The 1049-nt window shown below is 67.6% G+C and carries 1 protein-coding gene; it reads right to left on the bottom strand.

Features of this window, described 5'->3' with window-relative positions:
• Nucleotides 1–1049: condensation domain-containing protein (locus ACIGZJ_RS36920; RefSeq protein ID WP_396461391.1), on the bottom strand; the 1049-nt coding region annotated here is incomplete at both ends.

Here is a 1049-nt window from a genome sequence, read left to right as displayed (position 1 = left end):
CCGAAGGGTGCGGTGGGTTCGGTGATGTCGCCGAGGAGGTTGGTGAAGAACTTCTGGTGTTCTTCGCGGGGGATGCGGAGGCGGGCTTGGGCGACGAAGTCGCGGAAGGGGAGGGGGGTGGGGAGTTGGTCCTGGTGTCCGTTGAGGTGGGCGCGGACTTCGTCGAGGACGATGGCGAGGGCGGTGTGGTCCTGGATGAGGTGGTGGATGTGGAGGGCGAGGAGCCAGCGGTCGGTGTGGGGTTCGGGGGTGGTGTAGGCGCGTAGGAGGGGGGCTTGGGTGATGTCCATGGACCGGCCGGTGGCGGTCAGGAGTCGGGTGGCGGTGTCGTTGCCGGTGGTGTCGTTGTGGGGGAGGTGGATGGTGTGGGTGGGGAGGGGGGCGTTGCGGGTGACGACCTGGAGGGGTTCGCGTTGGCCGTTCCAGATGATGGCGGTGCGCAGGATGTCGTGGCGGTTGATGACGTGTTGGAGGGCGGTGAGGAAGTCGGTGAGGCGTTGGTGGGTGTCGAAGGCCATGAGGGCCGGGAGGACGTAGACGTCGGTTCCGGTGTCGGCCTCCATGAGGTGGTGGAAGAAGATGCCTTCTTGGAGGGGGGCGAGGGGGTAGATGTCGGCGATGTTGGGGGCGCCGCCGGGGATTTGGGTGGTGAGGTGGTTGATCTCGTCGGTGGTGAGGTCGGCGAGGGTGATCATGTCGGGGGTGATGGTGGTGGCGTTGGTGGGGATGAGGTTGGGGGGTACGGGGATTTCGTGGTGGGTGGTGGTGGTGAGGCCTGCGACGGTGGGGGTGGCGAAGAGGGTGCGGACGTCGATGGGCAGGCCGTGGTGGCGGAGGCGTTCGACGAGGGTGACGGCGAGGAGGGAGTGGCCGCCGAGTTCGAAGAAGTTGTCGTCGATGGTGACGGTGGTGAGGCCGAGGACGTCGGCGAAGACGGTGCAGAGGGTTTCTTCTTCGGGGGTGCGGGGCGCGCGTCCTGCGGTGGTGGTGGCGTAGTGCGGGGCGGGGAGGGCGTTGCGGTCGAGCTTGCCGTTGGCCGTCAGCGGCAG

It is taken from the genome of Kitasatospora sp. NPDC052868 (assembly GCF_044547105.1).
Classification (GTDB): domain Bacteria; phylum Actinomycetota; class Actinomycetes; order Streptomycetales; family Streptomycetaceae; genus Kitasatospora.
This window is presented reverse-complemented; position numbering and strand designations above follow the sequence as displayed.